The organism is Yeosuana aromativorans (assembly GCF_014646655.1).
In the GTDB taxonomy this organism is placed as follows: domain Bacteria; phylum Bacteroidota; class Bacteroidia; order Flavobacteriales; family Flavobacteriaceae; genus Yeosuana; species Yeosuana aromativorans.
Genome location: NZ_BMNR01000003.1, coordinates 126947 through 147044, shown reverse-complemented (window position 1 = coordinate 147044; position 20098 = coordinate 126947). Strand labels below are relative to the sequence as shown.

Sequence of the window (20098 nt, the reverse complement as noted above, 5' to 3'; positions counted from 1 at the left end):
TAACATATGTTACATGAAACTTATTTTAACCTTGTAATTTTGTACACACTTATTATTGAAATTTTATAAGCAATAGTAGGATTAATAGCAAAGAGGCACTTATTTTTTAAATAGGTGCCTTTCTTTTTAAGATTATAATTGAATAAAGCGCTTTTAATGAGTTATTTATATTATTATTAAAGTGATTATTTTAAGAGTGTATTTTTGTAAATTGCAGACATAAATACAATGTGTCATAATATGGTTACCTTAAAACAGCTGGCAAAGGAATTAAACGTTTCAATTTCTACCGTTTCAAAAGCGTTAAACAATAGTGAGGAGATAGGCGAGGAAACCATTAAACGCGTAAAAGAATTAGCGGCATTATATAACTACAAGCCCAATAAGGTTGCTTTGAGCCTAAAACAAAACAAAACAAAAACCATTGGAGTTATTATTCCGGACATTTTAAATTATTTTTTGGCAAAAGTGTTGTTTGGAATTGAGCGTGAAGCTACAGAGCATGGATACAATATCATGACCTGTATTTCAAATGAATCGTTGGAAAAAGAAATCAGTAGTCTTCAATTATTGGCCAATGGCAGTGTAGATGGTTTTATTTTGGCAGTATCAAAAGAAACACAAGTAAAAAATGAAATCTCTCATTTTGTAAAGACCATCAACCAAGGACTTCCCATTGTTATGTTTGATAGGGTTGCCAATGATGTCATGTGTGACAAGGTTATTGTAGATGATTTTGACGCGACATACAGAGCAACCAAGAACCTGGTGAATGAAAATAGAAAAAACATTGCATTTATAAGTAATATTGATGATTTAAGCGTTGGCAAGCTCAGGGAGAAAGGCTATTTGAAAGCGCTTTCAGAAGGGAATAATCTAAAACCTGTAGTGTTAAAAATAAATAATCCTGAAGATTCACCCCAAAACATAAAAGCGTTTTTTCAAGCTAACAAAACTATTGATGGTGTAATCTCTGCTGATAGTTCTTCAGGTGTAATAGCTATTAATACGGCCCTAAATTTAGGTTACAGAGTGCCTGAGGACATTTCTGTAATAGGCTACTCCAGTAAATCCGTGTCAAATCATTCCATACCAAGGTTAAGTACCATACGGCAACATGCTAAAGAAATTGGGGCCAATGCAGCCCAAATGTTAATTAAACGACTTGAAAATAAGGCAGGTGAGGCTGATGATTTCTCTACCAGAATTATAAAAACCAGCTTGATCAAAAGCGATTCAACGCTATAGTTTTATTATGTTTTTAAACGGCTTTATGCATTTTATCGATGAAATATGTATTTTTATCGGATATTTTTTTTTAATTTGAGTCTTTTAACATATATTAGCTGTTCTTAATGAGCGCCCAAATCGTTTCCCTAAGTTTGTTAAGAAAAAATTAATCCATTCGGCAGCAATGCCACATCCCTCAAAACATAGTTTTATAAGTTGTATGCTTTTTTTGTGCATTCAATTTTAAATTAATTATCCATTTTTTCCCTCAACAAAGATTTTGATTTCAAAGTCTTGGTTAATATTTAAATTTTTTAAAAAAAGAGAAAAACTGTATAACCTTAAAATTGAATAGATATGAAAGCCCTAAAAATTACCTTAATCTTAGCTGTTATTTTTGCAACCTTTACATCTTGTACTAAACAAGATTTAAGCGAAGATGATGTATTAGTTACCCCAACTACCACTACAGCACCATTTACTGGTGGTGGTGTTGATGAAACCAGATAAAATAAAAAATATTGTTTTTTTAAAGCCCTGCAGAGATGTAGGGCTTTTTATATTTATAAAATTGAAAAATAATAGATACATTTGAGATTATATTAATTTTAGATATTTGAATATAAACTCTCAAACATTTCTGGTTTTAGTTTGTAATTTATTATTCCTGTCCATTCAAGCCCAATCAAAGCCTGAAATAGATAGCTTGCAAGCGTATTTGCTTAAATCAACTAACAAAGAGTCATACAGTTATGATACAAGGTTGGATTTTGTATATAAAGCAAAGCAAATGGCTATGGTTCAAGATATTGACTCCTTGATTATCAAATCTAATTTACAGTTGTCATCAATGTACTATGACAGCAGGCAGTACATTTTATTTAAAAAGGTCAACGACGAAAATTTAAAAATAGCTAATAAAGTCAGAGACTCATCCGCTTTGGCGGCTATAAATTTTAATTTAGGGGATTATTATAATTTTTATCGAAAAACAGACAGTACCTATTATTATTATCATAAATCCGAAAAATTATATAAAGCACTAAAGGATGATTATCACACTGCTATTGTTTTACTGAATATCGCTGTTCTTCAAAAAAACGAAAAGGACTTTATTGGAAGTGAAGTGACATCCATTGATGCCATTTCCCTTTTGGAACCTATGGAAGAAACCAATGATGTTATAAAATATAAATCCTTTATATATAACAATCTGGGTTTGGTTTTTGACCAACTGCAGCAATATGAAGAATCTATAATCTACAATAAAAAAGCTATTGAGTTAAAAAGAAGGCTAAGAGGCAACAATAAAGCTACTATAGATAATTCTCTTAACAACTTAGCCTTGGCTTATAAAAATTCAGGACAATATGATTTAGCTATTCAATACTATAATGAAATATTAGAGAACAATAACTTAAAGAATCAACGTCCAGATTTTTATGCCTTGGTGCTAGATAATTATGCGAATGCCTTATATCTTTCAAATAATTTAGATCAATTGCCAAAACTGTATTTAAAAGCCTTAAAAATTTGTGACAGTATTGGGGCCAGTTATAATTCAATAATTATTAACCAACATCTGGCAGAATATTATAATGACCATCACAATAAAGACTCTGCTAAATATTTTGCTTATAGAGCCAAAGATATTTCAGAAGACTATCACAATGACGACTTATTAAAATCATTATTGTTGCTCACCAAGATTGAGGAAGATAGTTTGGCGGTTAAACATTACAATGCATACATTAAACTCAATGATAGCTTGGTGCAAAATGAGCGTACCATCCGTAATAAGTTTGCAAGAATCAGGTTTGAAACGAAAGAGATTGAGCAAAAAAACATTCAAATTGCAAAGGAAAAAATGTGGCTCATCATTATTTCCATTATTTTACTGGTAACAGCCTTATTGATCTACATTATTATTACCCAAAGGGCCAAAAACAATGAATTACAGTTTGTGCAAAAACAACAAGCTGCCAATGAGGAAATCTATAACCTCATGCTCTCTCAACAAGAACGTATTGAAGAGGCAAGAACCTTGGAAAAAAAGCATATTTCACAAGAATTACATGATGGTGTGCTAGGCCGTTTATTTGGAACACGCTTGAGTTTGGACAGTCTTAATATGGGCACCAGTGAAGATGCCATCAAAACTAGAGGGCGTTATATTCAAGATCTAAAAAAGATAGAGGAAGATATCAGAAAAGTATCCCATGAGTTGAATACCGATTTTATTTCGGGCTCTGGATATCTGGATATCATCAAAACACTTTTGGAAACGCAAACCACAGCTTATGAATTGGATTATACGTTTAATTATGATGATTCAATTAATTGGGATGATATATCAAATAAAAACAAAATCCATATTTACAGAATCATTCAGGAGTCCATTCATAATATCTATAAACATGCCAATGCTACCTTATTGAAAATTGGTTTTGAACTCAAAAAAAATGTAATTTGCTTAACCATTACAGACAATGGTTCTGGTTTTGATGTCAACAAAACAAAATCTGGAATAGGTTTAAAAAACATTAATGCCAGGGTTAAGGAAATTAATGGAGAAATTTTTATAACTTCAGAAAAAGAAATAGGTACAACGGTTAAAATAAATGTCCCAATTTAACTATAAAACTATGGCAGAGACTATCAGGATTTTAATGATTGATGATCACCCTATGATTATTGAGGGCTATCAAAACACATTGCAATTCACAAAAAAGGAACATCAAATTTTAGACATCAACATAGCAAACAATTGTGATGAAGCGGTAGCTTTTATGGATAAATCTGTAAAGAATAACAGACCTTATGATGTCTTATTTGTTGACATCAGTCTGCCGCCATCAAAGGACGGTTTAATGAATTCAGGAGAAGATTTAGCAATCTATGCGCGTGATGTTCTGCCCAAGGCAAAAATAATCATACTCACCATGTTTGACGAATCCTATAGAATTCACAATATCATAAAAACAATCAATCCAGAAGGGTTTTTGATAAAGAGTGATTTAACATCCAGTGAGTTGGCCAGTGCCTTTCAAGCCGTTCTTCATAATCCGCCATTTTACAGTGGCACGGTAAACAGCCATTTAAGAAAAACAAACGAAAGTGATATTGTTATTGACGATAAAAACAGAAAGATACTGTATTTGTTATCGCAAGGTGCCAAAAATAAGAGTCTAGCAACACATTTGAATATATCTTTAAGCGCTATTGAAAAGCGAAAAAAGCAATTAAAGGAAATTTTTTTGGTTGATGATGGACAAGATGAAACTCTTATAAAAGAGGCCAGAAAAAAAGGATTTATTCTATAATCCCAGTCTTTTTTTGAGTTCGAAAAATTCCAAAATTAATATTAACTTAAAAATAATTTCTCTATTTACGGTTTTACCGTAACTAAAAGATATTTAAATAATCTAATTTTGTATTGTCAACAATCAAATTAATTAATCCCTCAATTTTTGTTGATAATAGCAATTTACATTAACCCTGCGGAGGTGAGAGACCCGCAGGGTTCTTCTTTTTTTATAGAGTAAAAAGATCCTTTTTATATTCCCAAACTTTGCTAATAAAAATACCTAGATAGATGACCGTGACAATAAATTTCAAAAAGGTTGAGGCCAAAAAACCTATAAAAGAACCAATGGCTGCTTTAAAAGCCAATTTATGATCGGTTTTGTTAAGCATTTCACCAATAAAGGCTCCAATAAAAGGCCCTAGAATGATGCCACCTGGAATAGGTGCAATGAGTCCAACAACTAATCCTATTGAGGTACCAATCATGCCTGATCTTGAGCCTCCAAATCTCTTGGTTCCAACTGCTGGAATGATATAGTCTAAAATAAATATGGCTATGGCTATAATAAAAGTAATGATGATGAGTGTGAGATTCATTGGGACGGCATCCGTACAGGATAATATTAAAAGTCCAATCCAGCTAAGGGGCGGCCCAGGCAAAATGGGTAATAAACTTCCAATTAATCCCAGTAGTATAAAAAGAGCAGCAATGCAAACAAGAAATATATCCATAGTTTTCTAGTTAATGGTTTTTCAGTTAGTCTAAAGTAAAACATTTTTGTTACTTTTTAACTAAAAAATTAGTTCAAACTAAATATTTAGTTATATTTGTATTTTTGAACTAAAAAATTAGTTGAAAAATAAAATAGCCCGTCAAGATAAAAAAAGAGGGTTTAATGAAATTAAAAAAGCAAAACAATCAAATGAAAAATAGAATGCGCATCATATTAATTGCTGGATTTATTATTTTCTTCCAACTAAAAGTAAATGCCCAAAAAGGCCAGCATTATTTATACAAAGTTGGTGTTGTAGATAGTCTTTATTCTGAAGTTTTAAATGATTATAGAGAGTTTTATGTGCAACTTCCGGCAAGTTATAATCCTGATAACAACCAGAAATATCCTGTGGCTTTTATTTTGGATGGAGAAGTGTTTTTACCAACGGTTAGTATGGTGCATGATTTTTATAGCGGTGGATATATGCCAGAAATGGTCCTTGTTGGAATTTCTAATAGTAAGAATAGGATAAGGGACTTAACTACTTCAACCATAAAGACCAAATATGGAATGCCATTTAATGAAGTAAATGGTGGGGCCGCAAATTTTAGCAAATTTATAGAGACAGAACTTATTCCATATATAGAAGACAAATACCCTGTGACCAATTTCAGGACATTAATTGGTCATTCTTACGGAGGTTTATTTACCATTTATACACTCATAAACCATCCAGAGTTATTTAGCAACTATTTGGCTATTGACCCAAGTTTAGATTGGGATAACCAAAAGTTAATGAAAGAAGCAAAAGGATTACTTGAAACTCAAAAATATGACGGGAAATCTTTATTTATGTCTTTAAGCGGTCAATTGCATATGCAGAATTCAAAGATTACTATAAACAATGTGATGCAGGATACAACAGATTTTACCTTATTTGCACGTTCTAATATAGCTTTTTCAAATATGGTTAAGCAAAACAACAAAAACGGCTTGTCTTTTGATTGGAAATTCTATCCAAGAGATTTGCATGGTACCGTTCCTTTGCCTTCTATACTAGATGGTTTAATATCTCTTTTTGAATGGTTTCAAATGGAAAACACTGATAAAATAAATTCATTTGATACTCCAAAAGAAGAACTGAGCAGCATAATTCAATATAGAGCAAAGAAACTTAAAGATCATTTTGGTTATCAATCACCTCCTTATCCAGAAGAACTTTTAACTATGTCTGGTTATATGAATTTAGATATGCAACAACCAGAAAAGGCGAAAATGTACTTTGAACTTGCCATTAAGTATTACCCTAAAAGTGCAAACACATATGATTCAATGGCTGATTATTATGAAAGAAATAATGATTATAAAAATGCTTTAAAATTTGTAACTAAAGCTTATGAAATAAATGCTACCGATTATTATAAGCAAAGAATAGAAAAATTGAAGAAAAAATAAAATACTAATACAACTCAACTGATGAAACAGCTCACCAAAGCAGAAGAAGAGATCATGCAGATACTATGGCAACTTAAAAAAGCCAATGTTAAAGCCATTATCAAGGAATTTCCAGACCCAAAACCAGCCTATAATACAGTATCGACCATTGTTAGGATTTTAGAAAACAAGGGTTTTGTTGACTATGAAAAAAAGGGTAAGGGACATGTTTATTTTCCAATAATTAAACAACAAGAATATAGTAATCAATCCATTAATAAGCTGGTTGACAATTACTTTCAGGGCTCTTTTAAAAGTATGGTATCGTTTTTTGTTAAAAAAAATGATATCAGTTTGAAAGAAATGGAATCTATTTTAAAGGAAATCAACAAAAAAGAAACCTTATGATACATTATATCATCCAAACCATTGCATTTCAAGTTTTCTTCTTATTGGTGTATGATGTTTTTTTGAAAAACGAAACATTTTTTAATTGGAACCGATTGTACCTATTGGGCACAGCTATATTATCCATTGCATTGCCATTTATAAAAGTTGATGGGTTTAAGAATGTGGTTCCACAACAATACATCATTAGGTTGCCTGAAGTTTTTATAGGTGATAAACCACAATTAAACACCAGTCAACTGCAAGTGGAAACCATCAACACACAATCGCAAAACATCTTATCATGGGAACTTTTGTTTTACTTAGGTATGGTGTTGGCCGCATTATTGTTCATTTTTAAAATAACTAAGATTGTATGGTTGTTATCACAAAACCCAAAAAGTAAAATAGGCAGGTTGCGAATAGTTAAACTCTTGAACAGTTCGGCGGCATTTTCATTTTTTAACTATGTTTTTTTAGGGGAACAATTGAGCCAAGCAGAAAAAGATACCATATTGAAGCATGAAATGATCCATGTTAACCAAAACCATTCCTTGGATTTGTTGTTTTTTGAAGTGGCGCGCATCCTGTTTTGGTTTAATCCGTTGATTTATATGTATCAAAACAGAATGACAACACTCCATGAATTTATAGCTGATGAGCAAGCTGTAAAACACCAAAATAAATCAGAGTACTATCAAAGTCTGTTAACCCAGATTTTTGATACAAATCAAATATCATTCATCAATCCATTTTTTAAACAATCATTAATCAAAAAACGAATCGTTATGTTACAAAAATCAAAATCAAAACAAGTTAATTTATTTAAGTATGCCATCATTGTTCCTATGGTTTTAGGAATGATGATATATGTCTCTAGCATCCAGAATGTTTATTCACAGCAAAAGGAAACTCAAAACGTTGAAGCTAAAATGCTAAAGTCACCACTAATTGAAAAAATTCAAGCTATAAAAGAGCAAATCCAAGTTCAGGGAAATGCCAATAAAGAAGAGGAACATGGATTGAATCTGTTATTAACATTAGCCAAAAGCAATACGTTGAATGAATCTTTAATCAAAGAGGTTCAAGACTACAGCGACATAAACAACAAGACGCCGCTTATGGAACGAATCAGCGACGTGTTTAATCAAATCCAGGTTCAGGGAAACATGACAACCGAAGAGGAACTAGCATTAAAGGAATTATTGGTGTTTACCAGTGATGGGTTTAATGATCCATTTTTTAATGATGTTATACAAGATGTTTCCGTACCTTTTGCGGTAATAGATGAGGTGCCAGTTTATCCGGGTTGTGAAGCATTAAGCACCAACGAAGAACGTAAAAAATGTATGGCCGAGCACATCACTGAATTTGTAAACAAAAACTTCAATACCAAAATAGGTAAGGAAAATGGTTTAGTTGGCAGACAGCGCATCAATGTTATGTTTAAAATTGATTATCAAGGGCATATTGTTGATGTGAAATCCAGAGCGCCACATCCTACTTTGGAAGCCGAAGCTATTAGAGTTGTTAAATCTCTTCCTAAAATGGAACCCGGCAAGCAAAAAGGAAAAGCTGTAAATGTAATGTATTCATTGCCAATTATTTTTCAAGTAGCAGAAGACAAGCCAATGCAACAAAAAGAATAGCACAGAACTATTATAATATTATTGTTTAAAACCGAAGGAATCCCTTCGGTTTTATTATTTTTAAGTTATTAAAAACCAAAAAAATCGTAATTTTCAGCATTAGTTTTAATCCATGAAGCACTTCTATGTTTGTATAGTTTTTTCAATGCTCGTGTCGTGCGAGTATTTTAATGCGAAGAAAACATCTTCTGAAGCTATTTTAAAGGAAGAACTGCAAACATTTAATTGGAATGATGTTGACGAATATCCGTCTTTTTCAATATGTGATTCATCTACCACAAAACAGGAACGAAAGCAGTGTTTTGAAAATACGTTACTAAACTATATCACCAATTCTTTACAGAAAGACACCATTGTGGTAACGCAGGATATTAATGATACCATTAATTTACACCTTCAAGTATCAAGTAAAGGCCTTTTGTCATTGGTTGATATTCAAGTGGATTCGCTCACGTTTCATGAAATCCCAAACATTAAAGAGTTATTGGCTCAAAGCCTAGATTCATTGCCAAAAATATTTCCAGCTTTAAAACGTGGACAACAGGTTAAAACGGAGTTTAAGTTGCCCATCATCATTCAGGTCAACTAATTTTACAAGCTGAACTTATAGCCAATGGCAACGTTTACAGGAAAATTATTGCTATTGTTTGTAAACACTGCAAATAATTCATTGTACGCAAGTGTTATAAAACCACTTGAGCCAACTTTTATATCTGCACCCAAGCCAAAGGAGCATGGAATTTGAAAGTTGGATTCTTTTACGGTTTCACTTGGCGCACCAATCAGCATGTATGTTTGTTTTGAAAACGTATAAGTGGCAAGCGTAAGGTTACCATAAACATTAAATACTGTTTGATTGATAAACCGATAGCGATAGCCCAATCCCAGTTGTGTTGAGGTGTACTGAAAATCGTCATGATCTAAAGCATGTGTGATATTAAAAAATCCGGCGTGACGTGAGCTCATGGATGACAGACCTTCCAGTTCAGCACCAAAAAAAGGAACCGATGTATTGTTTGGATTGGATACAAAGGGTTGGTTGGTAATTCCACCAAACAATCCTAAGCGCAGTTTCACAGTTGCTTTTGTGTCGTTATATGAATCGCCAAGTGATGCGTTATAGGTTTTAATAAACTCTTCAAGATCGCTTAATGTAAAATTCAAATCTGAAGTTGAAACGCTGCTGTCTTTAGTTAAATCTGCCAATTGTGATTTATATTCTGCTTGGAAATGCTTGTCTGGCCCTTTCGTATTGGTCAGTTCAGTAATGTTACCATCTTTGGTTCTTACAAAATACCGGTATTGTTTATTGATAGTATTGTACAGCAAATCCAAATGGCCTTCAACGGCAGTTTTCAGTTGATAGGTTGTACCATTGACCGTATATTGTTCTTGTGCCGATACATAAATAAAGGAAAATACGAGTAGGCATGAAAAAATAATCTTTCTCATAATGTAAACGATATTGGGTTGTATGTAAAACTACTAAAAATAATTGTAATAAGATTATCTTTTATAGGTTCTGGATTTCCATTTAAAACCTTTAAATAAGGATAAAAAAGCCACATAAATACAGAAAAAAGGATATACTATAAATCCAAAAAAGAAGCTTCGTAAGATATCATTTTGGTTGAAAAAAGTAGCTGTTTTATACAGTAAAAGCACATCAATATTAAACTTAATAAATACGATGTAAAACAACATTTTTGCTTTTAAAACTCCTGCTATAGCCAGTAAAAAAGATACAATTACAAAGGCATTCATGAGCAAGACAACTAGTCCCGTGAATTTACCAAACCATTGTTTGTAAGCCGTGGTTTTGGCAGCCCATCGTATTCTTTGCGCAATTAATTCGCTCCAGGTTGGTTGTGAGGATGTTGTTACAATGGCCTGTTCGCATTTTAAAAAATGAACAGCTTTTGGATGATGCTTCACCATTTTTTCAAGTAAAAAAATATCATCGCCACTGGCTATGTTGGTGTTTCCTTCATAGCCGTTTACATGCATAAAAACTTCTTTTTTATAGCCAAAATTGGCACCATTGCACAAAATTGGCTTGTTGACACCAAAACTTCCTATGGTTGCACCTTGCAGGCTTAGGATATCCAGAGTTTGAAATCTGCTTAAAAAACTGGGACTTGTTTGATAAGTAACGGGAGCTGCGATGCAACTTGCAAGGGTTTGTTGAATAAACTCATCAAAACCATCCAACCAATATTTAGGAACAACGCAATCGGCATCTGTGGTTATGATCCATTCGTGTTTTGCAAGTTTTATAGCTGTTGTAATGGCATCCTTTTTTGGGGAATTGGTTTTCCGTTCATTGGAAATCACTTGAATATCAATTCGAGCATTAGAGAGAAATCCCTTAATTAATTCTGCGGAATTATCATCAGAATCATCATCCACAAATATAATTTCATACAAATGTTTGGGATATTCTAATGCCTGGATAGATTCCAATAGTTTTGGTAAATTTTTGGCTTCATTTCTAGAAGGGACAATAACTGAAAACGTTGTTTTAGATGGAAGATTGGTTAGCTTAAAAGTGGTGATTTTTTCAAACCCATAGATAAAACTGGCTATCAAAAACACATAAATAATGGCAATACAGGTAATGGTTATAATCATTCGTTCACTTTTGGGAATTTAAAATAAAGCACATAAAAGCTTCCTATTATACTTGGAATCACAAAATTCAATATCCACATAATGGTTACCACACTTAATGAAACCAGTTCATTTACACCAATTATCGAAAATAAATAAACCGCAATACCACCTTTTATAACAACATCAAAAATAAATATTGAGGGAATGATTGAAGCCAACAAATACATGGTTGTAATCACTGTCATAGCATCAAGATAACCGATGTCAACCTTAAAAAGAACCAACACATAATAAAACTGAAACGAGAAAATAAGATATCTAATCAATGAATACGTAGCACCCAAAACAAGTTTTTTTTGGGGAAAGTAATAGATGAAATCCTTCAGTTTTTTTATTGAAAAGCCTTTGATATTTAAGTTTCCTTTTTTGAAAATAAATCGAATAAATATAAATAGTAATAAACCTGCCAATACAAGGATGGCTAGTTTATTTGTGTTTATTTGAATGGAATATGTTTGCACAAATACAAGTAAACCTATTACTCCAAAAACAATGGTAACAGCCATTTGAAGTAGATTGCCCAATAAATTAATCAGAAGAATATGTTTTCTAAAAGTACTAGAAAAGTAAATGGCTTTAGCTCCATATTCTCCAATTCTATTAGGTGTAAATAAAGATGCTGTTAAAGAACCTAAGCATTGCTTAAGCGCCAGTTTGAACGATATTTTTTTTATGGATGATACTAAATTTTGCCATTTTAAAATTTCAAAAAACCAGTTAAAAATGGTCAAAACAAGTAAAAAAAGCATGTTTTTTAATAAAAATAAGTCGTTTTTGGAAGAAAAATTAACAAAATCAGAAAAGGCTAAATCACTGTTTTTTAATAGTTTTTGATAAATAACATAAAAAGCAGCAACTACAAGACTTATTTTAATAAGCACAAAAAAGAATTGTTTAGATTTGTAATGCAGCGTGTACAATTTTAATTTAAATAGAGTGTTACATGCAAATTAAACCAATATTACGGGATGATTACAAGTTTTAGAAATTATAAGCATACAATTTTCGCAATTGTTTTTGCTTGTTTTGCTTTTTCAGTAAGGTCACAAGTTGATACCAGCACTTTAAAGGCGCAAATTGCACTGGGTATTAACAGTCCATCATCCAGTGGTTTTGTTAATAATTTTGAATCAAAATCAATTAATTTTCCAACGGTTAATTTGGGAGTGCAATATATGTTTTCAAGAATATTGGGAGCGAAACTGGATTTTGGGTTCAACCGGTTTTCAAATTTAGATAACACACCCGAATTTAAGGTAAACTATACACGCTTAAATGCGCAATTGGTATTAAACGCTACAAATGGTTTGGGCTTTTTGCCTTTTAAGACAGGTGTTTTTGTGCATGCTGGGCCCGGTTTTTCATTCATTAAGCCTTTAGGGAACTATCCAGAGAATAAGATATCCTATCTTAATGTTATGGCTGGAATGGAGTTTCATTATGGTTTGTCTGATAGTATGTCGTTGTATTTAGATGGCTCATATATTGCAGGGTTTAGTGATGATTTTAATCCGGTTACTGATGGTTATGGGTCATTCAATGGGAATATGTTAACCATAACCGTAGGACTTTCACTGTCACTTACAGGTTGTTATTACTGTGGAAATGACTAAAGAAACGATTATTTTAGGAATCGATCCGGGAACAACCATAATGGGTTTCGGACTCATTAAAGTAGTTGGTAAGACCATGCAGTTTGTGCAACTTAATGAGTTGGATTTAAAAAAGTATGACGATCACTACTTGAAGTTAAAACTTATTTTTGAGCGCACCATTGAACTTATTGATACCCACAACCCCGATGAAATTGCTATTGAAGCCCCGTTTTTTGGAAAGAACGTACAAAGTATGCTAAAACTAGGTCGGGCACAAGGTGTCGCCATGGCGGCGGGTTTGAGTAGGGAAATCCCCATCACGGAGTATTCCCCTAAAAAAATTAAAATGGCCATTACCGGAAATGGGAATGCCAGTAAAGAACAAGTTGCTAAAATGTTGCAAAGTTTATTGGCGCTTAAAACCTTACCAAAAAATTTGGATGCCACAGATGGTCTAGCTGCCGCCGTGTGCCATTTTTATAACTTTGGCAAAATAGAATCCGGTAAAAGTTATACAGGTTGGAGTGCATTTGTAAAGCAAAATGAGAGCCGTATAAAAAAATAGTCCCTAATTTTTATTTTGACATATTTATTAATCTAAAAACCATAAACCATAGCAGGAATTTATATTCATATCCCGTTTTGTAAACAAGCGTGCCATTACTGCGATTTTCATTTTTCTACCTCGTTAAAAAAGAAAGATGAACTGGTAAAAGCGTTGGTTAGAGAATTAGAGCTACGCAAAGACGAATTTAAAAACCAAACGATTGAAACCATTTATTTTGGTGGAGGTACGCCATCAATATTGACGATTGATGAATTACGATTGTTGATTTCTGAAGTCTATAAAAACTACCAGGTTTCAGATGGCCCTGAAATTACATTAGAAGCCAATCCAGATGATTTAACAAATCAACGAATAAACGAACTGGCAAATACACCTATCAATAGATTGAGCATTGGCATCCAATCCTTTTTTGAGCAGGATTTAAAACTCATGAATCGTGCCCATAATGTTGATGAGGCCAAACGGTGTTTACAGGAAGCCACCAAACACTTTGAAAATATTTCTTTGGATTTGATTTATGGCATTCCAGGGTTGAGCAATGAGCGGTGGTTGGAGAATATTGAAACGGCTTTGTCATATAATATCCCGCATATATCCAGTTATGCTTTAACGGTTGAGCCAAAAACCGCCTTAGATACTTTTATTAAAAAAGGTGTTATTGCGAATGTTGACGATGATGTTGCACAAGAGCAGTTCCATATACTTATAGAAAAACTTGTGGCTTCTGGATTTGTACATTATGAACTATCTAATTTTGGCAAGCCTGGATTTTTCAGTAAAAACAATTCGGCTTATTGGCAAGGCGAGTCGTATTTGGGCATTGGGCCTTCGGCACATTCCTTTAATGGATCAGAAAGAGGATGGAACGTGCGAAACAATTCAAAATATATAAAGGCGATAGCGCAAAATACGCTTCCAATGGAAACAGAAATACTTTCAACAACTGATAAATACAATGAGTATGTCATGACTGGTTTAAGAACTATGTGGGGCGTTTCATTGGAAAAAGTTGCTCAAGATTTTGGAATCGGGTATAAAAATTATATTTTAAAACAGTCCCAAAAACATATCAACGAACAGTTGCTCTATGTTGATAACGGCAAGCTGTTGGTTACAAAAAAAGGTAAATTTTTAAGTGATGGAATCGCTTCAGACTTGTTCAAATTAAATTTAAGATGATAACGACCATTCAATATAAATCAAGAAAACTAAAAATTGATCTATCAAAACCATTGGATATTTCAATACCAATTCAAAGCTCAAAACACAATGTTGGGGCATGGCATTTAACCGAGCCAAGGATTGAGCCCGTCACTATGGATGATTGGGTTGGTAGCGTATCTAAAGGGGCAGCTGTTAACTTCAATAATATTTGGTTTAACCCTCATGCTCATGGTACACATACCGAATGTGTTGGACATATCACTGAAAAAGTACATTCCATTAATAAGCATTTAAAAACATTTTTCTTTTTTGCCGAGGTGGTAACGGTGGCTCCAGAAGAATTTGCGGGTGACTTTGTGATTTCAAAAAAACAATTGCAATTTGCCTTGGGGAATAAAAAACGCGATGCCATTGTAATTAGAACGCTGCCCAATATGAGGGATAAATTGTCTAAACAGTATTCAAATACCAATCCTACGTATTTATTGGAAGAAGCTGCTATCTATTTAAAAGAAAAAGGCATTAAACACCTATTAATAGATTTACCGAGTATTGACAAAGAAAAAGATGATGGCAACTTATTGGCACACAATGCTTTTTGGAATACTAAGGGCAAGTTAAGGCTAGATGCTACCATCACGGAATTTATTTTTGTACCAAATAAAGTAGAAGATGGTATGTATGTTTTAAATCTTCAAATAGCGTCCTTTGAAAATGATGCCACACCAAGTAAACCGGTTTTATATAAAATATTGGAATGATAGAGATTTCAACAAATAAATCTAAACTCCAAATTGAGCTAATTCATTCGTTTTTAACCGAAACTTATTGGGCAAAAGGAAGAAGCATTGATGAGGTAAAAAAAACAATAGAAAATTGCTTGTGTTTTGGAGTCTATTTAGAAGAAAAGCAAATTGGTTTTGCGAGAATATGTACAGATTATACCATATTTGCTTACCTAATGGATGTATTTATTTTGCCCGAATATAGAGGTAAAGGCTACTCTAAGCAATTAATGAAGGCCGTTGTTGAGGAACCACAATTGCAATCCTGTAAAGTTTGGATGCTTAAAACAAGCGATGCACATGGATTATACAAGTAATTTGGGTTTACTGAACTTAAGTTTCCTGAAAAAGTAATGGAAAAACTTTTAAAATGAACATAGAACAACTTCGTGAATACTGCCTAAAAAAGAAAGGTGTTACTGAAGACTTTCCTTTTGATGCTGATACGCTTGTGTTTAAGGTGTTGGGTAAAATGTTTGCCTTGTTTCCACTGGAAAAATGGGAAGCAGGAGAGGGCTGGGTCAATTTAAAATGTGATCCAGAATATGCGTTGGAGTTGCGGGCAGAATACGAAAGTATTCAACCAGGATGGCATATGAGCAAGACCAATTGGAATTCTGTTTTAATCTACAAAGGCGAATTACAAACAAAATTTATTTTAGAGCTTATTGACCACAGCTACGATATGGTTGTAAAAGCCATGCCTAAAAAGCTACGCGAACAATTGTCTTGAAAATTCTTGGCAATAGACATGATACTTCATGTTTTTTTGTATATTTAGAAAAAATACACCTTCCCAAGGTATTTTGATTAATAGCATATCAAGCAAAGATTTCCCCAAAGCATTAATTAAGTATTTAATTTTTTAATCATTATACTAACTTAAATTTTTTACAAATTATGAAAACAACCAACCGTTTTTTTACCACAATGGCTGCAATGCTATTGTTGTTTAGTACGTATTCTTTTTCTCAGGAAGACAAACGCCCCATGTATGTATCAGTTACAACCATGTATTGGAATAGTAACAGTGATATGACTATGGATGAATGGAAAGCTGGCGAAAAGGAATATATGGAAAAAGTAACCAAAAAGAATGAGTACATTATGTGGGCAGGTTATTTTACACACCTTATGACACCCAACAGCAACGAAGTTATTTATGGACAAACGTACCCCAATTGGGAAGCTATTGAAAAGGCCGCTGCCAGAAATGCAGAACTTGAAAAAGTAGCTTGGCCAGATGAGGCAACAAGAAAAGCTTTTTTAGACAAAATGGGTTCAGCTTATGCCACGTATCATTCCGATGAAATTTATGCTACCTTGGCTGGTGCAAAAACAGGATCGGGAGAATTACCTGATGGTGCAATAATGTACATGCGAAAAAATAAAAGGGCATTTCCAGAAGATGGTTCTGCAAAAGAGCTTGGCGATTTAAGTAAAAAAATGCTTGATGAGGTTATCAAAAAGAATGATTATATAAAAGGTTATTATCCAAGTCAACATGCTTGGGGATCTGATAGAAGAGATTTTATACAAGTATTTTATTTGAACTCTTTGGGTGATTTAGATAAAATGTTTGATAAAAACTCTGAGCTTATGAAAGCGGCTTTTACAAAAGAAGAAGCTCAAGCCTTGGGGAAGTATACCAAAAGCCATGGCGATTATGTTTATAGTATAGTTAAGTTATAATTATAGTCAGTTATAATTTTTAAAAAAGGGCACTTTAAGTGCCCTTTTTTTATTGTTACAATTTTGCTTGTTACGGCTGTATTTTAGATGTACTTTTGCCCAATCAAAAAAATCAAACCATGAGCATTCTGCAAACATTACAAGAACGAAGCAATAACACCTGCGAGCTTTGTGCGTCAAAAGATAATTTAAAACAATACACCATTCCGCCATCATTAAACGAAAGTGTAGATAATAGTTTATTGGTTTGTGGCATCTGTTTAGAACAAATCGAGGGAAATACAGACATGGACATCAATCACTGGCGTTGTTTAAATGACAGTATGTGGAGTGAGCATATTGCTGTACAGATTATGGCTTGGAGGATGTTGCAACGTCTTCGAAATGAAGGCTGGCCCAAGGATTTGTTGGATATGATGTATTTAGATGATGATGCTTTGGCATTGGCACGGGCAACGGGTGAGCATGAAGATGAAGCCAACAAAATTACCCATAGAGATGTAAACGGCGTTATTTTAGAAGCTGGCGATTCGGTTGTTTTGGTAAAAGATCTCAAAGTAAAAGGGTCCAGTATGGTTGCCAAACAAGGCACCCCTGTTAGAAACATTCGTCTAGACCCTGAAAATGCAGAGTATATAGAAGGGAAAGTGGATGGTCAACAGATTGTGATTATTACCAAGTATGTAAAAAAGACCTAATCTAGTCTTTATCTTTATTCTTGTTTTTAAATAGAAAGCCTAAAGGGAGCATTATAAACAAGAATAAAAACTTTCCAGTAATCAACCCAACAAGTGTGATGATTGTTGCAATAATAACAATAATATATTGATGTTGTTGTTTCATGGTTGTAATCCTGTTTTTCTAAATATATTGGGTGAAACCCCTTTAATGATTTTAAATTGCCGGTTAAAATTAGATATATTTTTAAAACCAGATTGATAGGCAATATTAGCAATTGGTATGGTTTTTTTATCCATCAAAAGCTTACAGGCGTGTTCAATACGTAATTCATTCAAAAACCTAAAATACGGTTTATTGGTACGTTTTTTAAAGTATTTACAAAAAGCATTTTTGGTCATATTGGCAACATTTGAAATATGTTCTAGAGAAATAGGATGTTCAAAATGGGTCATGGTATATTCAAAAACATCTTGCATGCGTTTTCCTTCTATTTCGGTATATTTTTTTTCATATATAAACGATGATAAACTCTTGTAATTACAAACCGAAAGTATTTTTAAAAGTTCCAATAAAATTATAAATCGGGATAATTTTGAAGCGGTTTCAAGTTGGTAAAACAGGGTGGTTATCTGCTTTTTTAATGAAGTCACCTTAAATCCATGCGTCGCTCGTTTAAAAAAAGACGTAAGTTCTCGTAGTTCTTCCAACTTAAAAAAATCAGGACCAAACGAATCTTGCGAAAAAAACAGGGTAAGCATATGGGATTCCTGTTTGGTTTTTGGCGTGCTTTTAAACACATGTGGTACATGGCTTCCAATTACTACAATATCATTTTTTTTATAGTAATTAATGGTGTCTCCTACAATTAAAGTGCCTTCGCCTGCAACAATAAAACTTATCTGGAACTCGGTGTGTTGATGCAGTTTGTCATAAAATAATGGCACGGAATCAACCTGATAAACCAGCGCATCATGTAACGGTTTTGGTATTTTAAAGGGAAAAATTTTCATCTATTTTAAAATTTTTATTTCATTGGAAATGAAACAAACAAAAATTTTATACTCAGATCAACCGCTGTGCTTTCGCATAAAAAACTTAATTGTTTTGGTGGATAAACAAAAAATTAGATTTGTTCATGCTCATTTCATAAAAAATATTCATAAAATAACTTTAAGCATAAATATAGGATAATATAGTATCATAAATGGATAAAAACAAATGATTATTTTATGTAGTGGCTCAATAATTTTGTAACTTAAAATATAACAATATGAGCATAATATGGAAAGGCGTCATGCCAGCTGTAACAACACCGTTCACTGCAAATGATGAATTGGATTTAGAGTTGTTTAAAGTCAACATTAAAGCACAATTACAAGCTGGGGTACATGGTTTGGTATTAGGCGGAACACTGGGTGAAGCCAGTACGTTAACAGATAAAGAACGACGTATCTTAACCAGAGAAGCTGTTGCTTTGGCTGACGGAAAAGTGCCGGTTCTTATGAACATTGCCGAACAGACCACCAAAGCAGCCATTAATTTAGCCAAAACAGCTGAAGAAGATGGTGCCAAAGGCCTTATGATGTTGCCGCCCATGCGCTACAAGGCCAGTGATGCCGAAGTAGTAGCCTATTTTAAAGCCGTGGCAAACAGTACGTCATTACCCATTATGATTTATAATAACCCGATTGATTACAAAATCGAAGTGACTTTAGATATGTTTGAAGAGCTGCTTAAAGCCTGCCCAAACATTCAAGCGGTCAAGGAATCAACACGAGACACCACCAACATAACCAGAATAAAAAACAGATTTGGTAACCGATTGGCCATCATGACCGGCGTTGATACGATAGCGTTAGAAAGTTTACTTATTGGTGCAGAGGGTTGGGTGGCTGGACTGGTTGACGCTTTCCCTGCAGAGACCGTAGCCATTTATGAGCTTCAAAAAGCTGGTAGGATACAAGAAGCCATTGCCATTTATAGGTGGTTTATGCCATTGCTAGAGTTAGATATAAATCCTAAATTAGTGCAATATATCAAACTGGCTTCAACCTATACAAACATTGGCTCAGAATATGTAAGGGCACCCAGGTTGGTATTGCAAGGTGACGAACGTAAGGCCATTATAAAAATAATAGAAGATGCCTTAAAAACAAGACCGACCTTGCCGGAATATAAACATTTAAATCATTAGGGTGTTACCACGCTTAGGCGTGGT

The 20098-nt window shown here is 33.4% G+C and carries 23 protein-coding genes; 17 read left to right on the top strand and 6 right to left on the bottom strand.

Going from position 1 to position 20098, the window contains the following annotated elements; translation table 11 throughout:
• The first annotated feature begins 240 nt into the window (after window positions 1–240).
• The 4 genes from IEW94_RS07540 (at window position 241) to IEW94_RS07525 (ending at window position 4553) form a co-directional block, all read left to right on the top strand.
• The gene (locus tag IEW94_RS07540; RefSeq protein WP_188651633.1) at window positions 241–1248 is read left to right on the top strand and encodes a LacI family DNA-binding transcriptional regulator; all 1008 of its coding nucleotides are present in this window, start codon (window positions 241–243) and stop codon (window positions 1246–1248) included.
• A gap of 339 nt (window positions 1249–1587) precedes the next feature.
• Window positions 1588–1740, top strand: a complete 153-nt coding sequence (locus IEW94_RS07535; RefSeq protein ID WP_188651631.1) for a hypothetical protein — start codon at window positions 1588–1590, stop codon at window positions 1738–1740.
• Between the two features lie 106 nt (window positions 1741–1846).
• Window positions 1847–3865, top strand: coding sequence for a tetratricopeptide repeat-containing sensor histidine kinase (locus IEW94_RS07530; protein WP_188651630.1), 2019 nt, complete (start codon window positions 1847–1849; stop codon window positions 3863–3865).
• Window positions 3866–3875: 10 nt separating this feature from the next.
• Window positions 3876–4553: a response regulator gene (locus tag IEW94_RS07525; RefSeq protein ID WP_188651628.1), complete on the top strand. Its 678-nt coding sequence runs from the start codon at window positions 3876–3878 to the stop codon at window positions 4551–4553.
• A 211-nt stretch (window positions 4554–4764) separates the two neighbouring features.
• On the opposite strand, the gene IEW94_RS07520 is transcribed toward IEW94_RS07525, so the two are convergent.
• Entirely contained in the window at window positions 4765–5268 is a 504-nt protein-coding gene (locus IEW94_RS07520) for a DUF456 domain-containing protein (RefSeq protein ID WP_188651626.1), read from the bottom strand.
• Window positions 5269–5432: 164 nt separating this feature from the next.
• Here IEW94_RS07520 and IEW94_RS07515 point away from each other — a divergent pair, with 164 nt between their 5' ends.
• From IEW94_RS07515 to IEW94_RS07500, 4 genes are all read left to right on the top strand, one after another.
• Complete coding sequence (locus IEW94_RS07515) at window positions 5433–6707, top strand: alpha/beta hydrolase-fold protein (RefSeq protein WP_229669482.1); 1275 nt, start codon at window positions 5433–5435, stop codon at window positions 6705–6707.
• Window positions 6708–6728: 21 nt separating this feature from the next.
• Window positions 6729–7094 carry a BlaI/MecI/CopY family transcriptional regulator gene (locus IEW94_RS07510; protein ID WP_188651623.1) on the top strand — a complete coding sequence of 122 codons (366 nt, stop codon included), beginning with the start codon at window positions 6729–6731 and terminating at the stop codon, window positions 7092–7094.
• A complete protein-coding gene (locus IEW94_RS07505; protein ID WP_188651621.1) occupies window positions 7091–8722 on the top strand; it encodes a M56 family metallopeptidase in 1632 nt (543 codons plus the stop codon). The genes IEW94_RS07510 and IEW94_RS07505 overlap by 4 nt, the downstream gene beginning before the upstream one ends.
• A gap of 112 nt (window positions 8723–8834) precedes the next feature.
• The gene (locus tag IEW94_RS07500) at window positions 8835–9311 is read left to right on the top strand and encodes a hypothetical protein (RefSeq protein ID WP_188651619.1); all 477 of its coding nucleotides are present in this window, start codon (window positions 8835–8837) and stop codon (window positions 9309–9311) included.
• 2 nt (window positions 9312–9313) lie between these two features.
• Here the strand turns inward: IEW94_RS07500 and IEW94_RS07495 are convergent, their stop codons facing one another.
• From IEW94_RS07495 to IEW94_RS07485, 3 genes are read right to left on the bottom strand one after another with little or no spacing between them, the layout of a single operon-like run.
• The gene (locus IEW94_RS07495) at window positions 9314–10174 is read right to left on the bottom strand and encodes a hypothetical protein (protein ID WP_188651617.1); all 861 of its coding nucleotides are present in this window, start codon (window positions 10172–10174) and stop codon (window positions 9314–9316) included.
• A gap of 54 nt (window positions 10175–10228) precedes the next feature.
• Window positions 10229–11353 carry a glycosyltransferase family 2 protein gene (locus IEW94_RS07490; protein ID WP_188651615.1) on the bottom strand — a complete coding sequence of 375 codons (1125 nt, stop codon included), beginning with the start codon at window positions 11351–11353 and terminating at the stop codon, window positions 10229–10231.
• A complete protein-coding gene (locus IEW94_RS07485) occupies window positions 11350–12315 on the bottom strand; it encodes a lysylphosphatidylglycerol synthase domain-containing protein (protein WP_188651613.1) in 966 nt (321 codons plus the stop codon). Before IEW94_RS07485 ends, IEW94_RS07490 begins: the two co-directional genes overlap by 4 nt.
• Before the next feature lie 48 nt (window positions 12316–12363).
• Between IEW94_RS07485 and IEW94_RS07480 the strand changes: the two genes are divergently transcribed.
• From IEW94_RS07480 to IEW94_RS07445, 8 genes are all read left to right on the top strand, one after another.
• Window positions 12364–13008: an outer membrane beta-barrel protein gene (locus tag IEW94_RS07480; protein ID WP_188651606.1), complete on the top strand. Its 645-nt coding sequence runs from the start codon at window positions 12364–12366 to the stop codon at window positions 13006–13008.
• Window positions 13001–13555 carry a crossover junction endodeoxyribonuclease RuvC gene (ruvC, locus tag IEW94_RS07475; RefSeq protein WP_188651604.1) on the top strand — a complete coding sequence of 185 codons (555 nt, stop codon included), beginning with the start codon at window positions 13001–13003 and terminating at the stop codon, window positions 13553–13555. The genes IEW94_RS07480 and ruvC overlap by 8 nt, the downstream gene beginning before the upstream one ends.
• A 48-nt stretch (window positions 13556–13603) precedes the next feature.
• Complete coding sequence (gene hemW, locus IEW94_RS07470) at window positions 13604–14737, top strand: radical SAM family heme chaperone HemW (RefSeq protein WP_188652190.1); 1134 nt, start codon at window positions 13604–13606, stop codon at window positions 14735–14737.
• Window positions 14734–15483 (top strand): cyclase family protein, encoded by a 750-nt coding sequence (locus IEW94_RS07465; protein ID WP_188651602.1) that lies wholly within the window; start codon window positions 14734–14736, stop codon window positions 15481–15483. Before hemW ends, IEW94_RS07465 begins: the two co-directional genes overlap by 4 nt.
• Window positions 15480–15824 (top strand): GNAT family N-acetyltransferase, encoded by a 345-nt coding sequence (locus tag IEW94_RS07460; protein ID WP_188651600.1) that lies wholly within the window; start codon window positions 15480–15482, stop codon window positions 15822–15824. Before IEW94_RS07465 ends, IEW94_RS07460 begins: the two co-directional genes overlap by 4 nt.
• Window positions 15825–15877: 53 nt before the next feature.
• Window positions 15878–16240, top strand: a complete 363-nt coding sequence (locus tag IEW94_RS07455; RefSeq protein ID WP_188651598.1) for an MmcQ/YjbR family DNA-binding protein — start codon at window positions 15878–15880, stop codon at window positions 16238–16240.
• 167 nt (window positions 16241–16407) lie between these two features.
• Window positions 16408–17199, top strand: coding sequence for a hypothetical protein (locus IEW94_RS07450; protein ID WP_188651596.1), 792 nt, complete (start codon window positions 16408–16410; stop codon window positions 17197–17199).
• A gap of 119 nt (window positions 17200–17318) precedes the next feature.
• Entirely contained in the window at window positions 17319–17897 is a 579-nt protein-coding gene (locus IEW94_RS07445; protein ID WP_188651594.1) for a PhnA domain-containing protein, read from the top strand.
• Between the two features lies 1 nt (window position 17898).
• Here IEW94_RS07445 and IEW94_RS07440 read toward each other — a convergent pair whose 3' ends face one another.
• Both IEW94_RS07440 and IEW94_RS07435 read right to left on the bottom strand, forming a co-directional pair.
• Window positions 17899–18042, bottom strand: coding sequence for a hypothetical protein (locus tag IEW94_RS07440; RefSeq protein WP_188651592.1), 144 nt, complete (start codon window positions 18040–18042; stop codon window positions 17899–17901).
• Entirely contained in the window at window positions 18039–18890 is an 852-nt protein-coding gene (locus IEW94_RS07435; protein ID WP_188651590.1) for an AraC family transcriptional regulator, read from the bottom strand. Before IEW94_RS07435 ends, IEW94_RS07440 begins: the two co-directional genes overlap by 4 nt.
• Window positions 18891–19150: 260 nt before the next feature.
• Between IEW94_RS07435 and IEW94_RS07430 the strand changes: the two genes are divergently transcribed.
• On the top strand, window positions 19151–20074 hold the full coding sequence (locus IEW94_RS07430) for a dihydrodipicolinate synthase family protein (RefSeq protein ID WP_188651588.1): 924 nt from the start codon (window positions 19151–19153) through the stop codon (window positions 20072–20074).
• Window positions 20075–20098 lie beyond the last annotated feature (24 nt).

What these genes read in the sequence shown, in the direction of transcription:
- IEW94_RS07540 (WP_188651633.1), top strand. Translation starts at nt 241, where the DNA reads ATGGTTACCTTAAAACAGCTGGCAAAGGAATTAAACGTTTCAATTTCT.
- IEW94_RS07535 (WP_188651631.1), top strand. Translation starts at nt 1,588, where the DNA reads ATGAAAGCCCTAAAAATTACCTTAATCTTAGCTGTTATTTTTGCAACC.
- IEW94_RS07525 (WP_188651628.1), top strand. Translation starts at nt 3,876, where the DNA reads ATGGCAGAGACTATCAGGATTTTAATGATTGATGATCACCCTATGATT.
- IEW94_RS07520 (WP_188651626.1), bottom strand. Translation starts at nt 5,268, where the DNA reads ATGGATATATTTCTTGTTTGCATTGCTGCTCTTTTTATACTACTGGGA.
- IEW94_RS07515 (WP_229669482.1), top strand. Translation starts at nt 5,433, where the DNA reads ATGAAATTAAAAAAGCAAAACAATCAAATGAAAAATAGAATGCGCATC.
- IEW94_RS07510 (WP_188651623.1), top strand. Translation starts at nt 6,729, where the DNA reads ATGAAACAGCTCACCAAAGCAGAAGAAGAGATCATGCAGATACTATGG.
- IEW94_RS07505 (WP_188651621.1), top strand. Translation starts at nt 7,091, where the DNA reads ATGATACATTATATCATCCAAACCATTGCATTTCAAGTTTTCTTCTTA.
- IEW94_RS07500 (WP_188651619.1), top strand. Translation starts at nt 8,835, where the DNA reads ATGAAGCACTTCTATGTTTGTATAGTTTTTTCAATGCTCGTGTCGTGC.
- IEW94_RS07495 (WP_188651617.1), bottom strand. Translation starts at nt 10,174, where the DNA reads ATGAGAAAGATTATTTTTTCATGCCTACTCGTATTTTCCTTTATTTAT.
- IEW94_RS07490 (WP_188651615.1), bottom strand. Translation starts at nt 11,353, where the DNA reads ATGATTATAACCATTACCTGTATTGCCATTATTTATGTGTTTTTGATA.
- IEW94_RS07480 (WP_188651606.1), top strand. Translation starts at nt 12,364, where the DNA reads ATGATTACAAGTTTTAGAAATTATAAGCATACAATTTTCGCAATTGTT.
- ruvC (WP_188651604.1), top strand. Translation starts at nt 13,001, where the DNA reads ATGACTAAAGAAACGATTATTTTAGGAATCGATCCGGGAACAACCATA.
- IEW94_RS07465 (WP_188651602.1), top strand. Translation starts at nt 14,734, where the DNA reads ATGATAACGACCATTCAATATAAATCAAGAAAACTAAAAATTGATCTA.
- IEW94_RS07460 (WP_188651600.1), top strand. Translation starts at nt 15,480, where the DNA reads ATGATAGAGATTTCAACAAATAAATCTAAACTCCAAATTGAGCTAATT.
- IEW94_RS07455 (WP_188651598.1), top strand. Translation starts at nt 15,878, where the DNA reads ATGAACATAGAACAACTTCGTGAATACTGCCTAAAAAAGAAAGGTGTT.
- IEW94_RS07450 (WP_188651596.1), top strand. Translation starts at nt 16,408, where the DNA reads ATGAAAACAACCAACCGTTTTTTTACCACAATGGCTGCAATGCTATTG.
- IEW94_RS07445 (WP_188651594.1), top strand. Translation starts at nt 17,319, where the DNA reads ATGAGCATTCTGCAAACATTACAAGAACGAAGCAATAACACCTGCGAG.
- IEW94_RS07440 (WP_188651592.1), bottom strand. Translation starts at nt 18,042, where the DNA reads ATGAAACAACAACATCAATATATTATTGTTATTATTGCAACAATCATC.
- IEW94_RS07435 (WP_188651590.1), bottom strand. Translation starts at nt 18,890, where the DNA reads ATGAAAATTTTTCCCTTTAAAATACCAAAACCGTTACATGATGCGCTG.
- IEW94_RS07430 (WP_188651588.1), top strand. Translation starts at nt 19,151, where the DNA reads ATGAGCATAATATGGAAAGGCGTCATGCCAGCTGTAACAACACCGTTC.